This is a genomic window from Vibrio sp. S234-5 (genome assembly GCF_000960595.1).
Taxonomy (GTDB): Bacteria; Pseudomonadota; Gammaproteobacteria; order Enterobacterales; family Vibrionaceae; genus Vibrio.
The window spans coordinates 1-966 of the sequence record NZ_JZAM01000077.1 but is presented as its reverse complement, the minus strand read 5'-3'; the positions used below and the strand labels follow the sequence as shown (position 1 = coordinate 966).

Annotated in this window: 1 protein-coding gene and 1 pseudogene; both read left to right on the top strand. The window is 40.5% G+C overall.

The features are described 5' to 3' along the window. The first annotated feature begins 252 nt into the window (after nt 1-252). Nucleotides 253-381 (top strand): DUF3265 domain-containing protein, encoded by a 129-nt coding sequence (locus tag UF06_RS23530; RefSeq protein ID WP_139046255.1) that lies wholly within the window; start codon nt 253-255, stop codon nt 379-381. Nucleotides 382-723: 342 nt separating this feature from the next. Further along, nucleotides 724-843, top strand: a pseudogene (locus UF06_RS28255) (DUF3265 domain-containing protein); the annotation flags it as partial. Nucleotides 844-966: the final 123 nt, after the last annotated feature.

Genomic DNA, 966 nt, shown 5'->3' with positions numbered 1-966 from the left:
GAGGGTGTGAACAACCGAATAAAGACGCTGAACAAAGTCGCCTATGGGTATCGTGATTGGGAATTTTTTGAGTTAAAAATCAAAGCCAGTCATGAGGCGAAGTATCGATTTTCCGGATGAACCGCTAAAACTCAATATCGGTACAATCAAATTTATGAGTTAATTCAGTTTTTTAGCTTCTGATTTTGGTTTTCACTGTTAAGTCGAGTTAAGCTCTTGGTATCGTAAAACTTAACCGTTCGAGTCTTAAACATAACAAGGCGTTTAAGAGGGATTCATGCCGCGTGGCATTTTTGGTATGCGGTTGGTTTTGGTGGTGAAAGTGGTCTGCGGAAAGCTGGTTTATGCGGCATTCACCCCTTAACGCGGCGTTATGCTTAATCAAGTAAAATCAGTGGTTTATGGTTTTTCTCTGTTCCCTCAGCTTTTCAGTTTTGTGTTTGTCGGCAAGTTGGCTTTTTTGATCGCTGTTTTTCGGACACTTATTCTTTGGCGCTAGAAAATCAGAGAGTTGCCTCATTCAATTTTCGGGCAAGCGCGAGGTTAGGGCGGTTGGCTCAATCAGAAATTTGATCTTAGGTTTTTTCGTTTTAGCTGCCAAAGTTCAAGGTCTGATTTTCAAAATCATGAGTCATTTCAGTTTTTTGGTTTTTGGCTTTTGTTCGTGAATCAAAGCTGAGTTAATCTTGTTTCTAGTAAAACGTAACCCATTGAAGCTTAAGCATAACAAGGCGTTTAAGCGGGATTCATGCCGCGTGGCATTTTTGGTTTGCAGTGAGTTTTGGTGGTGAAGGTGGTCTGCGGAAAGTTGGTTTATGCGGCATTCACCCCTTAACGCAGCGTTATGTTTTAAGGATAAAAATGAAACATTCAGTTTTTATGAGTTTAGTATTTTTGACTGGGTGTGCTGCTAGTCAGGCAGCACCAATAGAAGTTCTCAGTTATGAAGTTGATGATAACGATTAC